We start from the raw sequence: 24,061 nt of genomic DNA, 5'->3' as shown, positions 1-24,061 counted from the left end.
TTCGATCGCCAAAAAGCACCATCATTTCCTGAACCCGGAGGGCAGCGTCCCTGGAAAGCCGGCCCCACAGCGGGGAAAGGCCGAAGGCGACGTTGTTGCGCACGGTGAGGTGGGGAAAGAGGGCATAATCCTGAAACACGTAGCCGATGCGCCGTTCCCGGGGCGGCACGAAAACGCCGGCCGGGGCATTGAAAAATTCCCGGCCATCCACGCTGATGGAGCCGGCGTCGGGCCGCAGCAGGCCGGCCAGGGCGCGAAGGGTGAGGGTTTTGCCCGAGCCGGACGGACCAAACAGCACCACCCGGTTGCCGGACACGGCAAAGGCCGCATCGAGGTGGAATTCCCGGCCGCCGCAGCAGTAGCTTTTTTTAATGTCCACGTTGATGCGCATGGGATCGACTCCGGCCTGGGGCTGTGGGCCGTCCCCGGCGGCATTTCTGCCTCCGGGGACGGCCCAAGCGAGTTTCTAGGGCTTTTTAAAGCCGAACTTGGCCAGGATTTCCTGGCCCTTGGGGCCGGTCACAAAGGCCACGAAGGCGGCGGCGTCCTTTTTCTCCTTGGACCCGGACAGCACGGCAATGGGGTAGGAGACCGGGGTTTCCACCGGCACTTCGGCGATGATCTTGACCTTGTCCCCGCCCTGCTTGGCGTCGGTGCCGTACACGAAGCCGGCGTCCACTTCCCCGCGGCTCAGGTAGTCGAGAACCTGGCGCACGGATTCAGCCATGATGCACTTGGGGGACAGGGCGTCCCACAGGCCGGCCTTGGTCAGGGCGGCCTTGGTGTAGCGGCCGACCGGCACGGAGTCGGGGTTGCCGATGGCGATGCGCTTGACGGCCGGGGTGGCCAGCGTGGCCAGGTCCTTGATCTTGGCCGGATTGTCGGCCGGAGTGGCCAGCACCAGGGCGTTTTGGACGAAGTTGACCCGGGTGGCGGTGTCGATGAGCTGCTTTTCCGCCGCCTGGTCCATGGTTTTCTGGTCGGCCGAGGCGAACACGTCCACGGGCGCTCCCTGGGCCATCTGGGAGAGCAGGGCTCCCGAGGCGGCGAAATTGAACACCAGATTGACGCCGGGATGGTCCTTGGCAAAAGCGGTCTTGATCGCGCCGAAGGCGTCGGTCAGGCTGGCGGCGGCGGAAATGGTGATGTCGCCGGCCATGGCCGGGGCGGCCAGGGAAATCATCAGGGCAAGGGTTAGAAGGAGCTTTTTCATGCGCACCATCCTTTTCGTCAGGCTTTGGGTTTGACGATCTTGGCCACGACCACGAGAAGCACCACGCAGGCCAGGGAAATGAGCAGCACCAGTTCGTTGGCCAGGGTGTCGTTGCCGGCCTGGGTGGCGCTGTACACGGCCAGCGAAAGGGTCTGGGTCTTGCCGGGCAGGTTGCCGGCGACCATGAGCGTGGCGCCGAATTCCCCCATGGCCCGGGCCAGGGCCAGCATGACGCCGGCCACGATGCCGCGAAGGGCCAGTGGGAAGGACACCCGGAAAAAGATAGCCAGCTCGGAGGCTCCAAGCGTCCTGGCCGCGTTTTCCAGATTTTCGTCCACGCCCTCGAAGGCGGCCCGGGCCGAGCGGTAGACCAGGGGAAAGGCCACCACCGCAGCAGCCACCACCGCGCCCTGCCAGGTGAACATGATGGAGATGCCGAAGTTGTCCCAGAGGTAGCTGCCGATGATCCCGCGCCGGCCCATCACCACGATGATGTAATAGCCAAGGACGGTTGGCGGCAGCACCATGGGCAGTGTCAGCACGGCATCGGCCAGATCCCGGCCGGGGAAGTTGCGGACCTGGGCCAGCCGGGCCAGAAACACCGCTGGCACGGCAGCCAGGGCCGTGGCCAGGGTGGCGACCCGGAAGGTCAGGAGCAAGGGAGGCAGGGCGCTGGCATCAAACATGGGGGTGCGTCTCTCGTGTCAACTGGCCGAAGTGTCGCCACCGGAATGAAGAAAGTCCATTGGCGACAGGCCACAAGGAATGCTTCATAAATGAAAGGTGCGCGTTTTGTATAGAGCGTCACGATAAATAGAGAAGGAGTGTCACTTCTGTATTGTTACTGGAGTCAGTCCATCCTGGAGTGGGCCACTACAGAACTGACACGATTATTTTGAAGGCCGTGTCAGTCCTTTCGTCGTGATTGACGGCGGCCTTTATTGCCCTCGTCCGTGGGCACAGGGCAGGGCACCGGGACGGCACGGGGGCGGGTGAGCAGAGACAGCAGGGCTTCGATGAGTGGGACGAGCATGGCGGCCTCCTTGGTTGCAGCGTACCAAGCAAGTCTGGTGCCAAAGACAACAGCTTGCAATGACGTACTATTTAAGACCGATCGCCGCAAAAGGAAGGATCACTGCCAAAAACGGCGGTGGAAACGACAAATTTGTTGGATGGCGGGGAGCCAAGGGGCCGGGAACCAGGGGGCCGGGACAGCCACAGCGGCGCACGGGCGCCACCGGCCAGGGCCGGCTGGCCGCAACCGGACCGCAAGCCGACGCCTTGGAGCGTTGTCGGGCGGCTGCCCACAACGGCCTGACGGCCGGGCGATCCGGACGGGTGCACCACCGGTTGGCGGTTGGCCGCAACCGGCCGGCATGCCCAGACGTCCGGTGCCTAGCGCCAGCGCAGCAGGCGGGCCGGGTTGCGAGGCCACAGGCCAGGAGACAGCCATGCCTTCCCGGCCCAGGCCGGTCAGGCGAGAACGGACAGAGCCTGATCGAGGTAGGTGTTGATGGCTTCCTGGGTGGGCGGCGGCATCTGGCGGAACTTCAGGCCGAGCTCCAGGCGGCGGCCGGACAGGGCCACGCGCTTGACCACCCCGGCCAGCCCCGCTTCCTCGCCCTGGCCGAAGATGCCGCAGCGAAGGAGGATGGCATCGTCGATAGCCACGCTTGGGGGCGTGTCCGGGACGGTGGCGGAAAAGAGGCAGCCCGAATGGCTGAGGTCCAGGACCATGCCGGCCACGCCCTCGCCGTTGATGACGGCCTGGCCGGGCAGACAGCAGGACACGCGCGGGTGGCGGCGCAGGTCATGGGATTCAAGCCTTTTGGGGAAGGTCAGGAAAATGAGCGGGAAAGGAATCTGGATGCACTTTATGACCTGGGCCGTGAACCCGACCACCGTACCCTCGTGCAGATAGCGCACGATGACGGCATTGTCGGGGTAAAGCATCTGGTAAAAGGCTTCGCGGGTGGTTTCGGGCAAAACCGGCATCTGGGTGACGACAAACCGGCCGCGGGCATGGCCGACGCAGGCCGACGCGAACTTCTCCGGCAAGCCCGTGACTTCCAGGATCAGCCGGGTGCCGGGTGGGCAATGGAAATGGGACAGATCCGGGGCGCTCATTGGGGCTGGACCTCACTGGCGGCTGCGCCGGCCGGAACACTTCCGTTTTTGCCGAGATAGTCGAGGAAGCGCCGGGCCGCTTCAAAACCGGGCTGCAGGGCCAGGGCGGTTTCGAGGTGGTGGCAGGCCGTGTCAATGTGTCCGGATTCGGCCAGGGCCCGGGCGATGTTGAAATGGAGATGCTCGTCGGCGTTGTTGTGCTCAAGGGCCTTGCCGTAAAAGCTGACGGCTTCGGCAAAGTGTTTTTCCTTGCGCAGGCTGATGCCGAATTCATTAAACAGGTGGCGTTCGTGTTCCTGGAACAGGGCGTCGTTGCTTAAAATACGGCGCATGGCCGCAGCCAGCTTCTTGCCGTCGCCCTTTTGCAGGTGAATCTTGCCGAGCTCAATGTTGGCCTTGGGGTTTTTTTCGTCCAGGAGCAGGGCCTTGCAGAATTCTTTTTCCGCGCCGTCCAGATCTTCCTCGGCCAAAAGCTTGTCGGCCTGGGTCAGCTTCTTTTTCAGGGATTCAATAAACGGCAGGCAGCGTTTTTCATAATAACCCGGCTCGGGCTTGTAATTCCGGATGAATTCGCCCTTGCTGATAGAAGCCAGAGGGCCTGACGGTATGGAATTGGCATTAAGGGCCTGGACAATATATTCGTCGTCGTCGGTCAGACGCACAAACCAGCTCGTCTTTTGTTCGTAGGTCCTGGCTGTGGCCCCATGGCCCGTACCTGCCGTTTTGACCAGGGAATAGACGCCGAGAATACGACATTGCGCCAGCGGATGCCCTTCGGCTTCCGTTTCTTGTTCCTGATGCGCCACACTATTGGTGACCACGATAGTATCCATTGGTTCAAGGCGGTTTCGATCAACGAAGACTGGCGTCAATCGAAGACAATGCCGGTTAGTCCCAGGCCAATGCAGGGGGGGGAGCCACCACACCGTTGCCTGGTTGAGCCGCAAGGCCCCACTTCAACAATCCGGCTGATACACCGCTGGCACAATCTTGTCAAAAATAAAGGCGACCACCTGTTGTGCACAGGTGGTCGCCAGGAATAGCGCTATCCCATTTTCTGTATAGGCTCTAGCAGCCTTCGCCGCCACCGCCGCAACAGGCCTTGCCCAGGCTTTTGCGCCGGCTTTTAAGAACAGTGAGATCCCCGGTGCCGTAGACCTCGGCCAGAAGCGTTTCCACCAGCCCCGAGCACTCGTAGGCCACAACGCCGGCATCGGCCAACACCTTGCGCGGCGTTTCGCCGCAGGCGGCGATGAGCACGGCCCGGCAATCGAAGAGCAGCTTGGCCATATCGATCCAGCGCTTGGTTCCGGTGCCGGGTTCCGGGGCGTAGCGTTCCTCGACCAGGGCAAACGCATCGCCGTCCTGTTTCCAGATCTGAAACTTGTGGGCCTCGCCCAGATGCATGTTGACGAGCATCCCCTCGCGGGTGGCAACGGCCACATAGGGCCGCTTGGACAGATCGACCCCGGGAAGGCTGCGGGAGCAATCGCCGAGGATGCCGGCCAATTCGCCGGACAGGTCCTTGCCGAGCAGGCCAACCGCGTCGGCCCGGCAACGCTTGCAATGGGTCATCTGGGGGACGAGATCCTTGGCCTGTTCGCGCAGCCCGTGAATCAATTCGTGGGTGGGGGCGGGAACGTCGGCAAAGGGGGTGTCGGCCACCGGGAAGATGGGCATGATGTTTTGGATGTCCACGCCAAGGCTGGAGAGCATCTTGGAGACTTCCACAACATGGTGGTCGTTGACGCCCGGGATGACAATGGTGTTCGATTTGACGATGAGATCGTGTTCCTTGAGGATCTTGATGCCTTCGATCTGCCGGGACAGGAGCAGGGAGGCTGCGGCCTCGCCCCGATGGATGACTTTGCCGTCGCGGGCCCAGGAGTAGATGCGCGCCCCGATTTTCGGGTCCACGGCATTGACCGTGACGGTCACGTGGGTGACCCCCAGTTCGGCCAGGGCGGCGGCGTAGGTCGGCAGGGCCAGACCATTGGTGGACAGGCAGAAAAGAAGATGGGGATATTTGGCGTGCAGCAGCCGGATGGCTTCCATCGTCTCCGGATTGGCCAGGGGGTCGCCTGGTCCGGCGATGCCGCAGACCGTGATGCGGGGCTCTTTTTCCAGCACCTTGTCCATGTAGAGCAGAGCCTGTTCGGGAGACAGGATGGCGCTGGTCACGCCCGGACGCGATTCACTGACGCAATCGTATTTGCGATTGCAGAAGTTGCACATGATATTGCACTTGGGGGCCACGGGCAGGTGCACACGGCCGCAGGAACCGGCGGATTCCCTATTGAAGCAGGGGTGCTTGGAGAGGTCCTTGGTGGTGGTCATGTCGTGCTCCTTTAGAGATAGCCGTAGCCAACGGTGCTGGCTTCCTGCTTGCGTTCGAGAATGATGTTGACCAGACGATCGAAAAGTTCCTGGGTGCCGCCGTAGCCCACATGGCGCATCCGCTGGCCGCCGAAGCGGTCGTGGATGGGGAAGCCCACCCGCAGGAGCGGCACGCCCCAGTCCTTGGCGTAGCTGTAGCCCTTGCTGTGCCCGACCAGCAGGTCCGGGGCCAGATCGGCGGCCTGCTCGGCGATGTCGTGGAAGTCCACGCCCAGGCGCGCTTCGGGTGGTTCGGGCAGAAGCCCGGCCGTGACCTCGGCCAGGGCGGCCTTGAAATTCTTGCAGGTCGATCCGGTGGCGGCCAGGATGGGTTTGACCCCGATCTCGGCCAGAAAGGCCACCATGGCGATGACCGTGTCTTCCTCGCCGTAGACAATGGCCCGCTTGCCGGCCACGTACTTGTGCCCGTCCACATAGGCGTCCACCAGCCGGCCTCGCTCGTTGAGGTATTTGGGCGGGGTGGTTGTGCCGGTCAGCTTCTCCAGGGCGGCGAAAAAGGCGTCGGTCTCACGGATGCCGATGGGGATGCCAAGGCTCAGGTTGGGCACGCCGAAGCGGTTTTCCAGATTGGCCCCGGCACTGGTAACCACATGCACGGCCCGGCCGCACTCGATGGAGCCAAGGGCTCCGGACATGGCCCGGATGTCGGCCAGGGTGGTGCCGCCGGCCGGCAGCTTTTCGTAGTCGAGCAGGGCCGGGCGGTCCATGGAATCGGAGATGTCGGGCAGGATGGTGGCGGCCACGCCGAAGTCGGCCAGGATCTCTTTGAAATGGCGCAGATCGGACGGCGAAACCAGGCCCGGCATGAGGTTTATGCGCCGGTGTTCCGGAGCCTTTTCCGTGACAAGCTGTCCGGCCAGGGCGGCCACGGCGGCGTGCCAGCCTTCCATGTGTGTGCCGGAGTAGCTGGGCGTTGACACGTGGACGATTTCGGGCAGGGGCAGATCGGCGAATTCCTTGCGAAATTCCGCCAGGAGCCGGGGCACGTCGTCGCCGATGGTCTCGGTTAGGCAGGTGGTGGCCACGCCGACCACCGAGGCCCCGTACTTGGACATGACGTTTAAGATGCCCTTCTTGAGATTCGGGCCGCCGCCGAAAACGGCCTGCTTTTCGCCGAGCGCCGAGGAGGCGATGTCCATGGGCTCGCGGAAGTGGCTTATGATGTAACGGCGCATGTAGGTGGCGCAGCCCTGGGAACCGTGCAGAAACGGGATCGCGCCTTCAACGCCCCTAAAGGCCAGGGCCGCGCCAAGCGGCGTACACAGCTTGCAGGCGTTGGTGGTGGAAACGTACGGTGAATCGCTCATATACCTTCTCCCGTGACAGCCTTGGCCATGGCTTCCCGGCGGGGGACGAACTGCCAGATGGGGCTTGTGGCCGAAGCGTGGACTTCGCGCGCGAAATTGAGCATCCCGACAAAGCCTTCCAGGGCTTCCTTGCGCTCATGGTTGTGGTCGCAAAAGCCGACCCCGAGCTTGTGGGCGATGGGGCGTTCCTTGACGCCGCCGACGAACAGGTCGACGTCGAGTTCCCGGACGTACTTGGACAGTTCCAGCGGGTTGGAGTCGTCCACGATGACCGTTCCCGGGTCGCAGATGGCGGCCAGCTCCTCGTAGTCTTCCGTCGTGCCGGTCTGGGACCCGACCAGGACCACCTTCATGCCCAGGTGGCGGAAGGCCTTTATCAGTGAAAAGGCCTTGAACGCGCCGCCGACGTAGATGGCCACCCGCTTGCCTTCGAGGTCTTTGCGGTACTGGCCCAGCTGGGGCAACAGCGCGGCCAGTTCCTCGCGCACCACCTGCTGGGTGCGCTCTACAATGCCCGGGTCGCGGTCCTTGAAATGGTCGGCCACGGCATAGAGCGAATCGGCCATGTCCTCGATGCCGAGGTAGGAGGCCCGGATAAACGGGATGCCGTACTTTTCCTGCATCATTTTGGCCAGTTCCATGGTGGCCCCGGAGCACTGCACCACGTTTAAGGCCGCGCCGTGGGCCCGGCGGATGTCGTCCACCCGGCCGTCGCCGGTGATGTTGGCCACGGTCTCAACGCCCATGCGCTTGAAATAGTCCCGGATGATCCAGATCTCCCCGGCCAGGTTGAAGTCGCCCAGGATGTTGATGGAGATGGGGCTTATGTCGCTTGTGTCGCCGGTGCCGGTCAGGGTGAACATGGCCTTGCAGGCAGCGGTGTAGCCTTCGCGCTTGTTGCCTTTAAATCCTTCGGACTGGACCGGAATGACCGGGATGCCGGTCTTGGCGGCCACGTCGCGGCACACCGCAGCCACGTCGTCGCCGATGATGCCGACGATGCAGGTGGCGTAGACAAAGGCGGCCTTGGGCTTATAGCGCTCGATGAGTTCAAACAGGGCGGCCTTGAGTTTTTTTTCGCCGCCGAAAATGACGTCTTTTTCCTGGAGGTCGGTGGAAAAGCTCAGGCGATGCAGTTCCGGTCCCGAGGACAGCGCGCCCCGGATGTCCCAGGTGTAGACGGCGCAGCCGATGGGACCGTGGACCAGATGCAGGGCGTCGGCAATGGGGTAGAGCACCACACGTGAGCCGCAAAAGACGCAGGCCCGCTGGGACACGGCCCCGGCCAGGCTGTCGCGGTTGCAGGCCAGCTCGAAAGGCCCCTCGCCCGTGCGGTGGATCTGATCCCGCCGTTCTTCGAAAATCGCCTGTTCCATGAACGCTCCTTTCCCTGTCGCCAAACGACTGGGCAAGCGTGACTCTACAAGGAGCGTGCCAGAATGGACTGCCTTGAATTTATTGATGTTACCAGTTTGATTGTCTGGCCAGCAACAAATTTGTACGGCATCCAACGACAGAAATGTAGAGTGGGCCGGCGACCGGGCGGCAAATGTCGGGACCAAGGCCAAAAAAGCCGTGCCGGCCCGTCCCGGCAGGGCTTTTTGCGCCTCGCCGTCCGGGAAACGGCCGTTTTGGGCCTGGGCTGGTCCTGAAAATCGGGAAAAAATTATTCTGTCTGTTTTGACATAGCTTCGCAAGCCGACTACACGGCCGGACAGTGCCGCCGATCAAGGGTCTGCGGCCTGGAGGAGGACCATGATGCTCAGCGATATGACGCTTTTTCGCCAGGCGTGCCTGATTGGCGGACAATGGGTTGGCTCGGAGAGCGGTGAGACGATCCCGGTGGACAATCCGGCCACCGGAGCCATCCTTGGCCAGGTGCCGCGCTGCGGCCGGGAGGAGACGCGCCGGGCCATCGAAGCGGCCCGGGAAGCCTGGCCGGCCCTTCGGGCCATGACCGCGTTGCAGCGGGCCGACATGCTTCTGCGCTGGTACGAGTTGATTCTGGCCGCCAAGGACGATCTGGCCCGGCTGATGACCCTTGAGCAGGGCAAGCCCCTGGCCGAGTCGGCCGGGGAAATCGTCTACGGCGCCAGCTTCATCCGCTGGTTTGCCGAGGAGGCCCGCCGGGCCTACGGCGACGTGGTGCCGGCCAATGCCTCGGGCCGCGTCATCATGGTCACGCGCGAACCGGTCGGGGTGTGCGGCATTGTCACGCCCTGGAATTTTCCCATGGCCATGATCGGGCGCAAGGTTGGGCCGGCCTTGGCCATGGGCTGCCCGGTGGTGGTCAAGCCCGCTTCCCAGACCCCGTTTTCCGCCCTGGCTCTGGGCGAACTGGCCATCCGGGCCGGCATCCCGGCCGGCGTGGTCAACATCGTCACCGGCAATGCCCGGGCCATTGGCGCGGAGCTGACGGAGAACCCGATCGTGCGCAAGGTGAGCTTTACCGGCTCGACCGAAGTCGGCAAGGCGCTCATGGCCCAATGCGCCGCCACGGTAAAGAAAGTTTCCATGGAACTGGGCGGCAATGCGCCGTTTGTGGTCTTTGACGACGCCGATCTCGACGCCGCCATTGCCGGGGCCATGGCCAGCAAGTACCGCAACTCCGGGCAGACCTGCATCTGCGCCAACCGTTTCCACGTCCAGGCCGGCATCTACGACGCCTTCGTGGCCCGACTGGCCCAGGCCGTTGGCGAACTGTCGGTCGGCCCGGGGCTGGCTCCCGGGGTCAACCAGGGACCGCTCATCGACGGCAAGGCGACCGCCCGCATGGTGGCGCAAGTGGCCGACGCCGCGGCCAAGGGCGGGCGCATCGTCTGCGGCGGCAGGCCCCATGCCCTTGGCGGGAACTTTTTCGAGCCGACGGTCATTGCCGAGGCCACCCGGGACATGGCCTTTGCCCGCGAGGAAATATTCGGCCCCCTGGCTCCGGTCTTTCGCTTCACCACCGAAGCCGAGGCCATTGCCGTGGCCAACGACACCGAATACGGGCTGGCCGCCTACCTTTACACCCGCGACATCGGCCGGGCCTTCCGGGTCTCCGGGGCGCTGGAATACGGTATGGTCGGCGTCAACGAGAGCCTTATTTCCTGCACCGAAGCGCCCTTTGGCGGGGTCAAGGAAAGCGGCGTCGGCCGCGAGGGTTCGCGCTACGGCCTCGATGAGTATTCCGTCATGAAATACACCTGCCTGGGCGGACTGGCCGGCTAGCGGCCCGTCTGCCGCAATCCGGAACAGCAGTGGTCCGGGTCAAGCGTCTCCTTGTCCCGGTCCACCGCCGACCGGATTGCCGGCCACGCCAGGAACCACTTGAAAACTTCTCCCTTCGCAGGGGTCCGGGGGGATCATCCCCCCGGCCGCCGGAGGCATGCCTTTCGCTCCTTTCTCTCCCTGCACGCTGCGTCGTTACGGACGGGCGGCGAAGCGACACGGAAACGTCGCTTTTTCCGCCCGTCCGTCCCGACTATATTCGGCTTCCATGAAGCAGGCACATCCGCTCTCCCGGCGTCTCCAGGACGCCTTTTTCGGTCTCGTCCACGGCAACCGCCTTATCTACAACACCTGCTGGGAAGATCCCCGCCTGGATCGGCGGCTGCTTGGCCTGTCGCCGGATTCCCGGGTGGTGGTCATCACCTCGGCCGGGGACAACGCCCTGGATTATCTGCTGGATGATCCGGCCGGCGTGGCCTGTGTGGATCTCAACTTCCGGCAAAACGCACTCCTGGAACTCAAGCGGGCGCTTTTTCTCCACGGCAGCCACGAGGAGCTTTTCAGCTTTTTCGGCCAGGGCGGGGGGCCGGACTGCGCCGGGGTCTATGCCCGGCTGCGCTGCCATCTGCCTCCCTATGCCGCAGCCTTCTGGGATGCCAACCGCAACTATTTCAAGGCCGGCCGCCTGTCGCGCTCGTTTTACTACCACGGCGCGTCCGGGGCCGTGGCCTTTGCCTTCTCGCGCCTTTTAAGCCTCGTGAAACCCCGGCTGCGCCGCGACATCCCAAGGCTCCTGGCCGCCGACTCGCCGGAGGAGCAGCGCCGGGTCTATGCCGCCATCGAGCCGGTCTTCTGGGATCGTCTGAGCCGCTGGCTGGTGGGCCGGCCGGCGGTCATGGCCCTTCTTGGCGTGCCGCGGCCCCAGATCGGGCTTATTCGCGACAGCCATCCGGGCGGGCTGGAAGGGTTTGTGCGGGAGAAGATGCGCCGGGTGTTTACCGAGTCGCCCATGGCCGAGAACTATTTCTGGCGCGTGTACATGACCGGCCGCTATACCCGGGAATGCTGCCCCGAATATCTCAAAAAGGCCAATTTCGCGACCATCCGGGAGCGCCTGCCCAGGCTTTCCAGCCATACTGCGTCTCTGAGCGCCTTTTTGCAGGACAACCCAGGCCCCTACAGCCATTTTATTCTGCTCGACCACCAGGACTGGCTGGCCTACCACGACCCGGCGGCCCTGGCCGAGGAATGGGACCGGATTTTCGCTGCGGCCGCGCCCGGGGCCAAGATCCTCATGCGCTCGGCCGGTCTCGACGTCTCGTTTGTGCCGGGAGCGGCCCGCCGGCGGCTGCGGTTTTTCCCGGAATTGACCGAACCGCTCCATGCCGCCGACCGGGTCGGCACCTACGGCAGCCAGCATCTGGCCGTGGTGGGCTGATGGAACGCTGCCACGAGCCCCTGGCCGGCTACTACCGGCTGCACGCCCGCATCTACGACGCCACCCGCTGGAGTTTTCTGTTCGGGCGCAGCCAACTCATCAGCCAGGCCGCCCGGGCACTGGCCGGGCAGGGCGGGGCCGCCGGGGCGCGGGTGGCCGAGGTGGGCTGCGGCACCGGACACAACCTGCGCCGGCTGGCCCGGGAGCTGCCCACGGCCTGCCTGACCGGCATCGACCTGTGCCCGCCGATGCTCGGTCGGGCGGCCAAGGCCGTTTCCGGCACGGCGCGGCCGGTCGAGCTTGTGTGCTGCGCCTACGGTCCGGACAGCCTGGCCCGGGACTCCATGGACCTGATCGTCTTTTCCTATGCTCTGTCCATGTTCAATCCCGGCTTTGAGGCGGCCCTCGATGCGGCCCGGCTGCATCTGCGGCCGGGCGGTCTGGTGGCCGTGGCCGATTTCTGCGACACGCCGGCCCCCTGGTTCCGGTCCTGGATGGGGGTCAACCATGTGCGCATGGACGGCCATCTACCGCCGCAGCTCGATGATCGCTTTCGCCCGGTCCATCGAGACATCAGGCCGGCCTACGGCGGCCTGTGGCGTTGGTTCAGTTTTATCGGCCGCAAATGAAAAGGCGCGGCAGGCCGGAAGATCCGGGCTGCCGCGCCTTTACGGTTCGGGGAGTTGGGTGCGCCTGGTTAGGCCGGGGCCGCAGCCTCGCAGGCTTCATAGCCGGCCACCAGCTCTGCAAACAGTTCCGCCACCGAGGTGATGCGATCCACCCGCCAGGCATTTTGTCCGGCAAAGGCGAAGCCGTGGCGCAACCGGCCCTTCTTGGCGTTGGCCAAGGCCAGGGTGATGCAGTAGGGGGCCTTGGTGTAGTCGCAGGTGTGGATGCAGCGGTAGGGGCAACGGGCCGGGGTCTTTTGGCCTTCGGCGGCCAGATCCAGGAATTCGTTGTGCAGGGCGCGGCCAGGCATTCCCACCGGGCTTTTGATGATGACCACGTCTTTTTCCGTGGCGTCGATGTAGCTTTGCTTGAAGCGGTCATCGGCGTCGCATTCGTGGGTGGCCACAAACCGGGTGCCCATCTGGACGCCGGCCGCGCCAAGCTGGATGAAACGGTGGATGTCCGCCCCGGTGTAGACACCGCCGGCGGCTATGACCGGGATGGGCCGGCCGTTTGGTGCCGTATACGGAGCGACGCCGGACACGACCTCGGTGACAAGGCGCTCCAGGACGAAATTCGGATCGTCGATCTGCTCGGCCTTGAAGCCCAGATGTCCGCCGGCCATCGGCCCTTCCACCACAAAGGCGTCCGGGGTGCGGCCAAAGCGTGACAGCCATTTCTTGCACAGGATAACGGCGGCCCTGGCCGAGGACACGATGGGCACGAGCTTGGTGCGTGCGCCTTCGGGCAGATGGCCGGGCAGGTCGAGGGGAAGTCCGGCGCCGGAAAAGATGGCGTCCACATTTTCGCGGATGGCTGTTTTGACCAGCTCGGCGAAATTGGCCATGGCCACCATGATGTTGACGCCGATGGCTCCGACCGGAGCGGCTTCCTTGGCGGCCCGGATCTCCCTGGCCAGCACCCGGTTGTTGGCTTCAACGTAGTTGGTGGCGAAATCCGGTTCGTTCATGCCGATGCCGGCAGCCGAGATGACGCCAAAGCCGCCCGCAGCGGCTACAGCCGAGGCCAGGCCGGACAGCGAGATCCCCACGCCCATGCCGCCCTGGATGACGGCCCTGGGGATAGTGAGGTCGCCGATGGTTAAGGAAGGAAACGACAAAGGGGCTCCGAAATGTTGCAGATGGGGGCGTAATTGCCTGTCCTCCCGAGGGGAAGGGCCTGGGGCTGACGATATCTTTTCAAACCGTTTCAAAACGGTCCTGCTCAACGTCGTGCGTGCAAGCCGCGCGTTCGGGCCTGTTTCGAGTCCCTGCACCGGGCGGGCGCAATTTGCCCGCGACCGGGGGCGCACGAAGGCGGCCCGTTTCGACGATGCGCCAACGCGCTGCGCCGGGGCGCAACGCCTACCCATGCCGATACGGCCTGCTGGATGCCCGGCTGGCCGGCCGGGCCGGAAAGCCGCCGAAGCGCCCCTATACCGTCATGGACGCCGTTCTGGCAATGGCATGATTTGACCTTTCGCGCCTTTCATCTGATGTATTGCCAGACCACGCTTCTATCTTCTTTCCTTTTCCCTTTATTTTCAACTGGTTTTTAACATTGGGCAATTGGCGATCCTTTGTCCGGCCCCTCCTTTTCCGGCCGGGGACGGTTTGGTTTTTAGGGCCGGGGGGTCCGGCCCGGGGCTTTCGGGGGTGGTGGTAGTGCATCTGCGGTGCGTTTGATTGTGAAGGAATTATCAAAAAGGGGGCCTGTCTTGACGGCATTTTGCATTCGTTCGTGAAGCATTTCATGAGGACACTCGGGGGGTTGGTCTGGCCGCCCTGGATTGAATTAAATATTTAATCTTTCAATTCATGTGGTTATCTCTGATGCCCAAAGGTGTTTGGGTCATGGCCGCCCATTTTTCGCGGCAGCACTCTGGCGTAGGTCGGAAGGTTCTGATACAATAAGGTTAATTTTTCTTCCTTGACGTGCCGGTAGCGGAAACGATATAAGCAACCCGCCTTGCGTGTTACCGATCTTTGAAACAATAACACGGTCTGCTCGGTCTTTCTGGGCACAGGACTGGTGTTATACAGAATTATACAAAACAACAGTCATTGAGATAAAGTACCGGCAAGTAAGAGTTGAATTGATGCACAAGTGAATGTTGTAAAAGTGAAAAAAATAACATGCAGATCAGTTCTTAATGAAGAAAAATTTCAATGGCACTTGTTTCAACGGGCTGTTTGAACACGTTTGTTGTTTGTAAAAATATTCACAAAATCAGAAATCTGTTGTTGGTAATTAACCACTGGCAGTTATATCTTGTAAAATAGCTGCAGTGATATTTTTTTTTAAAGCAATGTGTCGTGTTTGATTTCTGAAATCTGTATTTTTGCGTTCATTTTTTTTTACGATTTGCTGTTTGCAGCACATTTTGGCGGTGGTCGTTGTTTGTGTGGAGAGTTTGAAGCAGTCTCTAGCCTGATGAGGAGAGTAGCGGGGCGCTTATGAACGAAGTGTATCTTGGGCAGTTCGCCTTCGCATTCTACACCCTGATCGTCCTCGCCGGCGGCGTCCTGGCCGTTTCGGCGGCGAGTCTGGTCAGGGCGATGCTGGGCCTGGTCGTGTCCCTGTTCGGCGTTGCCGGACTCTATCTGCTGCTCCTGGCCGAATTCGTGGCCCTCATGCAGATCCTCATTTACGTCGGTGCCGTCACCGTCCTCATCTTCTTCGCCATCATGCTCACCCGCGCTTCGGCTGACGGCGGCGAGGCCGAGGGCCTGTCCGGGGCCGGGGCCCTGCGGGCTATCCCCATTGTCCTGGTCCCGGCCGGCATCCTGGTGCCGTTTTTAAGCGTCTACGGCGTCGCCGGCCTGCCCACGCCCAAAAATGTCAGTCCGGCCGAGCTCGGAGCCGGGCTGCTTGGACCCTACACCCTGGCCTTCGAGCTCATCTCCGTGGTGCTCCTGGCCGCCATGGCCGGCGCTGTCCTGCTGGCCTTTGAAAAGCGAGGCGCCAAATGAATCCGCTCATCTATTACCAGGTCGTGGCCGTGCTGCTCCTTGGCCTTGGGCTCTATGCCCTGGTCGCACGGCGCACCCTTGTCGGCATGCTCATCGGCGTCGAGCTGATGTTAAACGGCGCAGGGCTGTCCATCGTCGCCGCCGCCCAGCTCACCCCGGCCGATGCAGTGCTCGGCCAGCTCGGGGCGCTGCTCGTCATGGGACTGGCCGCCGCCGAGGCCACCCTCGTCCTGGCCATTGTCCTGGTGGTTTCCAAACGATTCGGGGACGCCTCGGCAGACGCCCCCAGCGAACTCAAGGGGTAGTCCATGGCCGCTGCTGTCGCCACCATTGAAAGCGCCCGGGTGCTTGCGCCCCTGGTCATCACCTTCCTGGCCCCGTTTGCCGTGTATTTCTTTCGCAAAAACCCCAACGCCCGCGAAGGCGTCTCCTTTGCCGCCGCCGCCCTGGCCTTTATCTCGGTAGCCTCCATGATACCGGCCGTGCTGGACGGCAGCATCTGGACCTACCATCTGGTGACGTTTTTCCCGGGCGTTTCCCTTAAATTCGCCGTGGACGGGCTCTCGCTCATCTTCGCCATCGTCGCCACCTTCCTGTGGTTTTTCGCCACCAGCTACAACATCGGCTACATGCGCTCGCTTAAGGAGCACGCCCAGACGCGCTACTACTTCTGCTTCGCCGTGGCCATTTTCGGCGCCGTCGGCGTAGCCTTTTCCGGCACCATCGCCACCCTCTACCTCTTTTACGAGGTCATCACCGTCTTCACCTATCCGCTGGTCGCCCACCATCAGGACGCCGACGGCTACCACGGGGCGCGCAAGTACCTGGTCTACCTCATGGGCACCTCCAAGCTCTTCCTGCTGCCGGCCATGATCCTGACCTACGTGCTGTGCGGCACCCTTGATTTCAACCTCGGCGACATCTCGCGCGGCATGTTCCCGCCCGACGCCGATCCGACCCTGGTGACCATCACCTACTTCCTGTTCATCTTCGGTCTGGCCAAGGCGGCCATCATGCCGCTGCACAACTGGCTGCCCTCGGCCATGGTCGCGCCCACCCCGGTCTCGGCCCTGCTGCACGCCGTGGCCGTGGTCAAGGCCGGCGTGTTCTCGGTGTCGCGCATCATGCTGTCCTGCTTTGGCGTGGATTTGCTGGCCAACTTGAACCTCGGCCTCATCACCGCCTACATGGCCGCCTTCACCATCGTGGTGGCCTCCATCATCGCCCTGACCAAGGACGACCTCAAGGCCCGGCTGGCCTATTCCACGGTCAGCCAGCTCTCCTACATTATAATAGGCGTGGCCATGCTCTCCCCCCTGGCCGTCAAGGGTGGCCTGCTCCACATCGCCCACCACGCCTTTGCCAAGATCACGCTCTTTTTCGCCGCGGGTGCCATTTATGTAGCCACCCACATCAAGTACATCCCGCATCTCGACGGCCTGGGCCGGCGGCTCCCGTTCACTTTCGGAGCCTTTGCCATCGCCTCCCTGTCCATGATCGGCGTACCGCCCGTGTCCGGGTTCGTGACCAAATGGTATCTGGCCAACGGAGCCATCAGCATCCATCAGTACATCCTGCTCCTGGCCTTGCTCGCCTCCACGCTCTTAAACGCCGGCTACTTCGTGCCGGTCATTTATCGGGCCTTTTTCCGGCCGCCGGCCGAGGGAGTGGACCATTCCCACTTCAAGGAAGCGCCCCTGGTGATGGTTGCGCCGCTTTGCCTCACGGCCATCATTTCCGTGGCCCTGGGGCTTTTCCCCAACACCTTTGCCGTCTTTGTGGACGCGTTTGGCAGATTCTAGCGGCCCGGGACGGCCGGATGATCCGGCCTCCCGCTCAAACGGGTATGGCGGCGCACCTTGGGCGCGCCGTTCGAGGGACTTAACGGAGGACGTTATGCGGGAACCGCAACTGTTGGGGAGCTGGCTCGAAGCGGCCAGGGCCAGGGCCGACGCCTGGAAAAAGGCCCTGTTCGCCGTCCTGGGGGCGCTGGTTATACTCAACCTCTTCATCACGCCCCATCATCCGCACTTTGTCGGCGAGGGACTGCCCGGCTTCTGGGCCGTCTTCTCCCTGGGAGCGGCCATCGCCATGGTCTATGTGCTTAAAAAGATCGTCTACCCCATGTTGGCGCGCCCGGAGGAAGACAATGGCCGGCCTTGACCAGATCGCGGGCATCCATTTCCTGCACCCATCCATCGGTTTTCTGGCCTTGGCCCTGGTCATGGCCTTTCTCTCCAACGAACGCTACATGACCTGGCGCTGGCTGCTCCTGGCTCCGCCGGTCCTGGCCATCTTCTCGGTCATGTCCCTGACCTTTGGCCCGGACGGACCCCGTGAACTGGCTACGCTCCATTACCTCGGCCAGACGCTGAGCCTTGGCCGGGTGGACGCCTTGTCCCTGGTCTTTGCCAACGTGTTTGCCATCCAGGCGCTCATCGGCTTCATCTACGCCCTGCACGTGGCCGACCGGGGCCAGCACATGGCCGCCTGCCTCTACATTGCCGGCGGATTTGGCTGCGTGTTTGCCGGCGACTACATCACGCTGTTTATCTTCTGGGAACTCATGAGCATCGGCTCGGTGTTCCTCATCTGGCTGCGCCGCACCCAGGCCGCCACAGCCGCCGGATTCCGCTACTTCCTGTTCCACATCTTCGGCGGACTGTTCGTCCTGGCCGGGCTGCTCCTGCGCCACGCGGATCTGGGCACCTTCGCCTTCACCGCCGTGTCGCCCGAGGCCGCCCGCTACTACGATTACATCATCCTGATCGGCTTTCTGGTCAACGCCGCCTGCGTGCCGCTGCACGCCTGGCTGCCCGACGCCTATCCCGAAGCCACGGTCACCGGCGCGGTCTTTATGAGCGCCTTTACCACCAAGACCGCCGTCTACGTCCTGGCCCGGGGCTACGCCGGGTTCGAAGTGCTGGCCATCGGCGGACTGGTCATGTGTCTCTACGGCGTTTTCTACGCGACCATCGAGAACAATGCCCGGCGCATCCTGTCCTATCACATCGTCTCCCAGGTGGGGTACATGGTGTGCGGCATCGGCATCGGCACGGCCATGACCCTGGATGGGGCCTGCGCCCATGCCTATGCCCACATCCTCTATAAGGGCCTGCTCTTTATGGGTGCGGGCTGCCTGCTCTATTCCGCTGGCACGGCCAAGCTGACCGAGCTTGGCGGATTGGCTTCCCGACTGCCCTTGGTCATGATCTGTTACATGGTCGGCGCGGTCTCCATCTCCGGTATGCCGCTCTTTAACGGCTTCGTCTCCAAGACCATGACCATCACCGGCGCGGCCGAGGCCCATCGCACCTGGCTGGCCCTGGGCATGGAACTGGCCGCTGTCGGCACGTTCCTTTCCGTTGGCATTAAGCTGCCGTACTTCGCCTTCTGGTCCAAGCCGACCAGCACGGTGGAATTAAAGCCCATCCCCTGGAACATGTACGCCGGCATGATCATCTCCTCGCTTTTGTGCCTGGGCATCGGCATCTTCCCGCAGACCCTCTACGGCCTGCTGCCGTTCCCCACGGATTATGTCCCCTACACCCCCTGGCATGTGCTCCAGGCCTGCCTGATCCTGGGCTTTACCGGCCTTGGCTTCTATCTCATGCGCAAGATCATCCCGCCCCACGCCAGCCGCAACCTCGACTTCGACATGCTCTATCGGCTGATCGGCCGGGGGTTTGTCAAACTCGTCAGCGTGCCGGCCGCGGCCATCGACAACATCTGGACCGATGTCTACGAGAAGGTGGGCCTAAAGGCCCTCATCGAGGCCGGCTTTGGCACGAGCATCTTTGACGTCAAGGTCATCGACGGCGTCCTCGACGGCTCGGCCCGGGGCGTGCGCGAAGTTGGCGGGGCCGGTGTCGCGCGCAGCCAGACCGGGCGCTTGCAGGACTATCTGGCCGCTGCCGTGTCGATTGGTTTGGCCATCTTCGCGGCCGTGTGGTTTCTCGGCTAACACCGCTAGGGAAGGGAGCGATACATGATGACGCAAAACGGATTTCCGGTGGTGACGGCGCTGATCGTCCTGCCGCTGGTGGCGGCCGTGGCGCTGCTTTTTATGCGCCGGGAGTGGCCGGTGCGCATGGTCACGCTGGCGGTGGGCATTCTCGAATGTCTGCTGGCCCTGCCGCTGCTCGGCTATGCGCCTGACGGACCGGCCTTCCAGTTCGTGGAACAGGCCCCCTGGCTGCCGGCGCTCGGCATGACCTACCACCTCGGCGTGGACGGGCTGAGCCTGTATATGATCCTTTTAACGGCGCTCATGCTGCCCCTTTGCGTGCTTGGGTCCTGGACCTACATCGCCAAGCGGGTGACCGAGTTCCATTTCTGCCTGTTGCTTATGACTTCGGCCTGCATCGGGGTCTTCGCGGCCCTGGACTTCGTCCTGTTCTACGTCTTCTGGGAGGCCATGCTGGTCCCCATGTACCTCTTGATTGCTGTCTGGGGCGGCCCCCGGCGGCGCTACGCCTCCATCAAGTTCTTCCTCTACACCCTGGCCGGCTCGACCTTGCTGCTGGCCGCCATCGTGGCCTTCAGGCAGGTGGGCGGCACCTTCTCCATCCCGGAACTGATGGAAAAGTCCTATGCCTTCAAGTTCCAGTTCTGGGCCTTTCTGGCCATGGCCCTGGCCTTTGCCATCAAGGTCCCCATGTTCCCGTTCCATACCTGGCTGCCGGCCGCCCACGTCGAGGCCCCGGCTGCAGGCAGCGTGCTCCTGGCCGCCATTTTGCTCAAAATGGGCACCTACGGCTTCCTGCGCTTTTGCCTGCCGCTGACCCCGGCCGCCACCGAGACCTTTGCCCCGCTCATGATCGCCGTCTCCATCGCCGGCATCCTCTACGGCGGCTGCATCGCGCTTGGCCAGACCGACATCAAAAAGCTCATCGCCTACTCCTCGGTGGGGCATATGGGCTTTGTGACCCTTGGCATCTTTTTATTAAGCACCAAGGGCGTGTCCGGCGCGATCCTGCAGATGCTCAACCACGGCATCACCACCGGCGGGCTGTTCATGATGATCGGCCTGCTCTACGAGCGCAGCCACAGCCGGGAGATCGGCGACAACCAGGGGCTGGGCAAGTTCATGCCCATCTTCATGTTCCTGTTCGGGCTGTTCTCCTTTTCCTCCCTGGCCTTCCCCGGCACCAACAGCTTTGTTGGCGAGGTGCTGGTCCTTATTGGCGCCTTCCAGGGCAACACCTGGATCGGCTTTGCCGCCGTGCCCGGGGCCATGCTGGCCGCGGCCTACATGCTGCGGCTGTTGCAGCGGGTGACCTGGGGCGAACCCTCGGCCTACAAGGCTTCCTGGAAGGACCTCGGTGTCCGGGAGTGGGCGACGCTTGCCCCCCTGGCCGTCCTGGTCTTTTACATCGGTTTGGCCCCGGCCCTGGCCATCACCACCATCGAGCCGTCCATTGACCGCACCCTGGCCACCCTGCGCGCCAAGAATCTGGCCATGGGACTGACCAAGGACATGCCCCTGGCCGAGCGCTGGCAACTGTCCGGACCGCTCGCCGTGGCCGGCGTCTCGGATTCCATCCGCAAGGAGCATCCATGAGCATCTTCGCACTCTTGCCGGAATTGTGGCTGCTTGGACTGGTCTGCGCCCTGTTTGCAGCCAGCATAAGCGACCGCAGACAGTCGGTCATGTCCTGGCTGCCCCTGGCTGCGGGCCTGGGCGTGGTGGCTGCCGCCGTGTCCCTCGGGGCGCGCGGGGAGTATCTCTACGCAACCTATAAACTTGACGCCCTGTCCCAGTTCTTCAAGCTGGTCATTGCCTTCGGCTTCGCCGTGGTGGCCGGCATCGCGTCGGGCAACAAGGACGACAAGGACCTGACCCCGGACTATTTCATGCTGCTGGCCCTGTCGGCCTGGGGACTGATGCTGTTGTCCTCGTGCGTGGAACTCATCACCCTGTATCTGGCCCTGGAATTGTCCTCCTACAGCCTGTACGCGCTTATTCCGCTGCGCGGCCAGGACAGAAGGGCGGCCGAAGCCGGCATCAAATACATTCTCTTTGGCGCGGCTGTGACCGCCCTGGCCCTTTTCGGCCTGTCCTACATCATAGCGGCCAAGCACACGACCTACATCGCGGCCCTGGCCGCCTCGTCCTGGAGCTTTGCCGACGCGCCCCTGGCCGTCCTTGGCCTGACGCTGTTCCTGGCCGGTTTCTTCTACAAGCTGGCGCTGTTTCCGTTTCACTTCTGGTGTCCTGACGTCTACCAGGGGGCCAAGAACGAGACAGCCGCCTACGTGGCCACCATTCCCAAACTCGGAGCCGTGGTGGTCCTGGTGCGCCTGTCCGCTTTTGTCGCCCCGCACCTGGAAGTGACCACTACGCTCGCCATCCTCGGGGCCATCTCCATGACCGCCGGCAACCTGGCCGCCCTGGTCCAGCGCGACCTCAAGCGGCTGCTCGGCTTCTCCTCGGTGGCCCACGCCGGCTACGTCATGCTCGGTCTTGCCGCCGGCTCGGCCGCGGGCATGTCGGCTGCGGCCTTTTACAGCCTGGCCTACATCCTCATGAATCTGGCCGCCTTCTATGTCGTGTGCGCCATCGCCAAAAACGGCGAGAACCCGAGCCTGGATGACCTCGACGGCCTGTACAAACGCGCTCCGGCCCTGGCCATGATCCTGGCCATCGCCGCCTTCTCCCTGGTCGGCCTGCCGCCGACCGCCGGGTTTGCCGGCAAGCTCTTCCTGCTCTCGGCCGCCTGGGACCAGGGCTACCACTGGCTGGTCATCGTGGCCGTGCTCAATACGGCCATCTCCATCTATTACTACCTGAGCATGGTGCGCCATGCCTACACCGGCGAGTCCGAGGCTCCGGCTCTGGCCCAGCCGCGCGGCTATCTGATCTTTGGCGGGGTGCTGGCGGCGCTCGTGCTGCTGCTCGGCATCCTGCCGGCGCCGCTTTATGATCTGGCGGCCCAGGCAGCGGTGCAACTGCATCCGTAAGCGGTTTCTCGAACTGGGAAAGGAGGAAAAGACGCATGGTCTTTACCTGGTTACAAGCGGCGATACTGCTCTTCTTCCTGGGCGGCGTCCTTTTTGCGGCAGGCCCTCTCGCCGGCTCCCTGCTCCTGGCCCCCAAGGCCAAGGGCGGGGCGCTTGGCGAAACCTATGAGTGCGGCGTGCCCACCCACGGACGGTCCTGGGTCAAATTCGGCATCAACTATTACTTCTACGCCCTGATCTTTTTGGCCTTCGAGGTGGACATCCTCTACCTCTTCCCGGTGGCGGCGGCCTATGCCTCGCCCCAGGGTCTGGGCACGACCATTCGTCTGCTGGTGTTTCTCGCGGTGCTCGCCGCCGCCATCGTCTACTTCATGCGCAAGGGAGTGTTCACATGGCCCCGCAAGATCCATATTGCACCCCGGCCGTAACCACGGTCGAACCGGCCTTGATCGCCACGCCGGCGGTCCAGAAGCTGGTGGATGTCTGCCGGGCCATGTCCATCTGGCCCATGACCTTCGGTCTGGCCTGCTGCGCCATTGAGATGATGGCCGTCGGCATGGCCCGCTTCGACATCGCCCGCTACGGCGCGGAGGTCTTTCGTCCCTCGCCGCGCCAGTCCGATCTCATGATCGTGGCCGGCACGGTGAACAAGAAAATGGCCCCGGCCGTTGTCCGCCTCTACGAGCAGATGCCGGCCCCGCGCTACGTCATGGCCCTTGGCAACTGCGCCATCTCCGGCGGGCCGTTTAACATCGAAGGCCAGTACAACGTCATCCAGGGCGTGGACACCCTGATCCCGGTCGACGTCTACGTGCCCGGCTGTCCGCCCCGGCCCGAGGCCCTGCTGGAAGGGCTTTTTGCCCTGCAGCAGAAGATCACCGGCCGTCGCTGGTGGCAGGTTCCCCAGGGAGGTGAGCAATGATCCCGGCTTTCGTCGCCAAAATGGGACCGGTGTGCACCGCCCCCATGGACCATGCCGCCACCGGCATGACCCTGTCCGTCACCGTGGACGCCAAAGCCGTGGTGGAAGCCATGGCCGTCCTTGATGCCGAAGGGTATCTGCTGGAAGACGTCATGGCCTCCGACCTCCAGGACGGCTTTGAAATCACCTACCACTTAAGCCTGCTCGACGGGGCCAACCGCATCGTGGTGCGGGCGCTTATTCCCCACGACGCGCCAAGCCTGCCGACCATAAGCACCGTCTATCCCGGCGCGGACTGGCACGAACGGGAGTGCTTCGACTTCTACGGCATCGACTTCGCCGGGCATCCCAACCTGCACTATCTGCTTTTGCCCGAGAACTTCGGCAGCCATCCGCTGATCAAGGCGGAGAAGGCCAGGAAGTCTTTAGCCGACCTCATGCCCCTTGGTTACCTCGTGGACTGCGGTCTGGCCGAACCCGAAGCGGAAAAGCCCAAGCCCGCCAAGGTGGTCAAGGCCGCCAAAACCGAAGATGCCTAAGGCCCGGAGGACGCATGCAAGCCTTTGATCCCAAAAAACTGGCGCAAGACCCCACGTCGGTGCGCTTCGAACCGGGTCCCACCGAAGACAAGCTGATCTTAAGCATGGGACCGCAGCATCCCTCCACCCACGGGGTGCTGCGCATCCTGCTCGAACTCGACGGCGAGTACATTGTGCGGGCCGAGCCGGTGCTGGGCTACATCCACCGGATGCACGAGTGGATGGCCGAACAGAAAACCTACTTCCAGTTCATGCCCAACATGGGCCGGGTGGACTACCATCCACGCCATGGCCTGGAACC

Annotated in this window: 22 protein-coding genes and 1 pseudogene; 14 read left to right on the top strand and 9 right to left on the bottom strand. The window is 63.1% G+C overall.

What is annotated here, in order from left to right; all coding sequences use genetic code 11:
• From DVDV_RS15085 to nifE, 8 genes are all read right to left on the bottom strand, one after another.
• A partial coding sequence (locus DVDV_RS15085) for an ATP-binding cassette domain-containing protein (protein WP_139311633.1) occupies positions 1-391 on the bottom strand: 391 nt, incomplete at its 3' end.
• 75 nt (positions 392-466) lie between these two features.
• Positions 467-1,213, bottom strand: a complete 747-nt coding sequence (gene modA / locus DVDV_RS15080; protein WP_075355465.1) for a molybdate ABC transporter substrate-binding protein — start codon at positions 1,211-1,213, stop codon at positions 467-469.
• A gap of 17 nt (positions 1,214-1,230) precedes the next feature.
• Positions 1,231-1,899: a molybdate ABC transporter permease subunit gene (modB, locus tag DVDV_RS15075; RefSeq protein ID WP_075355464.1), complete on the bottom strand. Its 669-nt coding sequence runs from the start codon at positions 1,897-1,899 to the stop codon at positions 1,231-1,233.
• Between the two features lie 787 nt (positions 1,900-2,686).
• Positions 2,687-3,340 carry a flagellar brake protein gene (locus DVDV_RS15070; protein WP_075355463.1) on the bottom strand — a complete coding sequence of 218 codons (654 nt, stop codon included), beginning with the start codon at positions 3,338-3,340 and terminating at the stop codon, positions 2,687-2,689.
• On the bottom strand, positions 3,337-4,161 hold the full coding sequence (locus tag DVDV_RS15065; protein ID WP_254845395.1) for a tetratricopeptide repeat protein: 825 nt from the start codon (positions 4,159-4,161) through the stop codon (positions 3,337-3,339). Before DVDV_RS15065 ends, DVDV_RS15070 begins: the two co-directional genes overlap by 4 nt.
• A gap of 247 nt (positions 4,162-4,408) precedes the next feature.
• Positions 4,409-5,677, bottom strand: coding sequence for a radical SAM protein (locus DVDV_RS15060; protein ID WP_075355462.1), 1,269 nt, complete (start codon positions 5,675-5,677; stop codon positions 4,409-4,411).
• 11 nt (positions 5,678-5,688) lie between these two features.
• Positions 5,689-7,044, bottom strand: a complete 1,356-nt coding sequence (locus DVDV_RS15055; protein WP_075355461.1) for a nitrogenase component 1 — start codon at positions 7,042-7,044, stop codon at positions 5,689-5,691.
• Positions 7,041-8,420 carry a nitrogenase iron-molybdenum cofactor biosynthesis protein NifE gene (gene nifE / locus DVDV_RS15050; protein ID WP_075355460.1) on the bottom strand — a complete coding sequence of 460 codons (1,380 nt, stop codon included), beginning with the start codon at positions 8,418-8,420 and terminating at the stop codon, positions 7,041-7,043. Before nifE ends, DVDV_RS15055 begins: the two co-directional genes overlap by 4 nt.
• A 382-nt stretch (positions 8,421-8,802) precedes the next feature.
• On the opposite strand from nifE, the gene DVDV_RS15040 reads away from it, so the two are divergent.
• From DVDV_RS15040 to DVDV_RS15030, 3 genes are all read left to right on the top strand, one after another.
• Positions 8,803-10,257 carry an NAD-dependent succinate-semialdehyde dehydrogenase gene (locus DVDV_RS15040; RefSeq protein WP_075355466.1) on the top strand — a complete coding sequence of 485 codons (1,455 nt, stop codon included), beginning with the start codon at positions 8,803-8,805 and terminating at the stop codon, positions 10,255-10,257.
• Between the two features lie 268 nt (positions 10,258-10,525).
• The gene (locus DVDV_RS15035; RefSeq protein WP_075355458.1) at positions 10,526-11,695 is read left to right on the top strand and encodes a DUF3419 family protein; all 1,170 of its coding nucleotides are present in this window, start codon (positions 10,526-10,528) and stop codon (positions 11,693-11,695) included.
• Complete coding sequence (locus DVDV_RS15030; RefSeq protein ID WP_075355457.1) at positions 11,695-12,324, top strand: class I SAM-dependent methyltransferase; 630 nt, start codon at positions 11,695-11,697, stop codon at positions 12,322-12,324. The genes DVDV_RS15035 and DVDV_RS15030 overlap by 1 nt, the downstream gene beginning before the upstream one ends.
• A gap of 68 nt (positions 12,325-12,392) precedes the next feature.
• Here the strand turns inward: DVDV_RS15030 and DVDV_RS15025 are convergent, their stop codons facing one another.
• A complete protein-coding gene (locus tag DVDV_RS15025; protein ID WP_075355456.1) occupies positions 12,393-13,484 on the bottom strand; it encodes a nitronate monooxygenase family protein in 1,092 nt (363 codons plus the stop codon).
• 1,336 nt (positions 13,485-14,820) lie between these two features.
• Between DVDV_RS15025 and DVDV_RS15020 the strand changes: the two genes are divergently transcribed.
• From DVDV_RS15020 to DVDV_RS14970, 11 genes and pseudogenes are all read left to right on the top strand, one after another.
• The gene (locus DVDV_RS15020; protein WP_075355455.1) at positions 14,821-15,336 is read left to right on the top strand and encodes an NADH-quinone oxidoreductase subunit J; all 516 of its coding nucleotides are present in this window, start codon (positions 14,821-14,823) and stop codon (positions 15,334-15,336) included.
• Positions 15,333-15,641, top strand: coding sequence for an NADH-quinone oxidoreductase subunit NuoK (gene nuoK, locus DVDV_RS15015; protein WP_075355454.1), 309 nt, complete (start codon positions 15,333-15,335; stop codon positions 15,639-15,641). The genes DVDV_RS15020 and nuoK overlap by 4 nt, the downstream gene beginning before the upstream one ends.
• 3 nt (positions 15,642-15,644) lie before the next feature.
• Complete coding sequence (locus tag DVDV_RS15010) at positions 15,645-17,138, top strand: monovalent cation/H+ antiporter subunit D family protein (RefSeq protein WP_075355453.1); 1,494 nt, start codon at positions 15,645-15,647, stop codon at positions 17,136-17,138.
• Between the two features lie 94 nt (positions 17,139-17,232).
• Positions 17,233-17,499 (top strand): hypothetical protein, encoded by a 267-nt coding sequence (locus DVDV_RS15005; protein ID WP_075355452.1) that lies wholly within the window; start codon positions 17,233-17,235, stop codon positions 17,497-17,499.
• Entirely contained in the window at positions 17,486-19,300 is a 1,815-nt protein-coding gene (locus DVDV_RS15000; RefSeq protein WP_075355451.1) for a Na(+)/H(+) antiporter subunit D, read from the top strand. Before DVDV_RS15005 ends, DVDV_RS15000 begins: the two co-directional genes overlap by 14 nt.
• A gap of 24 nt (positions 19,301-19,324) precedes the next feature.
• Positions 19,325-20,899 carry a NuoM family protein gene (locus DVDV_RS14995; protein ID WP_075355450.1) on the top strand — a complete coding sequence of 525 codons (1,575 nt, stop codon included), beginning with the start codon at positions 19,325-19,327 and terminating at the stop codon, positions 20,897-20,899.
• Positions 20,896-22,299, top strand: a complete 1,404-nt coding sequence (locus DVDV_RS14990) for an NADH-quinone oxidoreductase subunit N (protein ID WP_075355449.1) — start codon at positions 20,896-20,898, stop codon at positions 22,297-22,299. The genes DVDV_RS14995 and DVDV_RS14990 overlap by 4 nt, the downstream gene beginning before the upstream one ends.
• Positions 22,300-22,334: 35 nt before the next feature.
• A complete protein-coding gene (locus DVDV_RS14985; protein WP_075355448.1) occupies positions 22,335-22,727 on the top strand; it encodes an NADH-quinone oxidoreductase subunit A in 393 nt (130 codons plus the stop codon).
• Positions 22,691-23,221, top strand: a complete 531-nt coding sequence (locus tag DVDV_RS14980; protein ID WP_075355447.1) for an NADH-quinone oxidoreductase subunit B — start codon at positions 22,691-22,693, stop codon at positions 23,219-23,221. The genes DVDV_RS14985 and DVDV_RS14980 overlap by 37 nt, the downstream gene beginning before the upstream one ends.
• On the top strand, positions 23,218-23,760 hold the full coding sequence (locus DVDV_RS14975) for an NADH-quinone oxidoreductase subunit C (protein ID WP_075355446.1): 543 nt from the start codon (positions 23,218-23,220) through the stop codon (positions 23,758-23,760). Before DVDV_RS14980 ends, DVDV_RS14975 begins: the two co-directional genes overlap by 4 nt.
• A 14-nt stretch (positions 23,761-23,774) precedes the next feature.
• Positions 23,775-24,061 (top strand): annotated as a pseudogene (locus DVDV_RS14970) (NADH-quinone oxidoreductase subunit D); the annotation flags it as partial.

Origin of the sequence: Desulfovibrio sp. DV (assembly GCF_001936595.1) — a bacterium.
In the GTDB taxonomy this organism is placed as follows: Bacteria; Desulfobacterota; Desulfovibrionia; order Desulfovibrionales; family Desulfovibrionaceae; genus Solidesulfovibrio.
This window is presented reverse-complemented; position numbering and strand designations above follow the sequence as displayed.